At 43.3% G+C, this 252-nt stretch carries 1 tRNA gene; it reads left to right on the top strand.

Going from position 1 to position 252, the window contains the following annotated elements:
• The first annotated feature begins 12 nt into the window (after positions 1-12).
• Positions 13-88: transfer RNA gene (locus AAZR93_RS21755), tRNA-Lys, on the top strand.
• Positions 89-252 lie beyond the last annotated feature (164 nt).

Genomic DNA, 252 nt, shown 5'->3' on the forward strand with positions numbered 1-252 from the left:
AAGTTTTAAGATGGGCCGTTAGCTCAGTCGGTAGAGCAGTTGACTTTTAATCAATTGGTCGCAGGTTCGAATCCCGCACGGCCCACCATCTTAAAGTTTTTTAGATTGTAAAAGCAGTAGAAAGTTTTAAGATGGGCCGTTAGCTCAGTCGGTAGATTAGTCGAGTTTTTGCAAGCTGGTTGCAGGTTCGAAATGAGCGAAGCGAATCATTCGAAGTAATAGAAAGTTTTAAGATGGGCCGTTAGCTCAGTC

It is taken from the genome of Providencia sp. Je.9.19 (assembly GCF_051129765.1).
In the GTDB taxonomy this organism is placed as follows: Bacteria; Pseudomonadota; Gammaproteobacteria; order Enterobacterales; family Enterobacteriaceae; genus Providencia.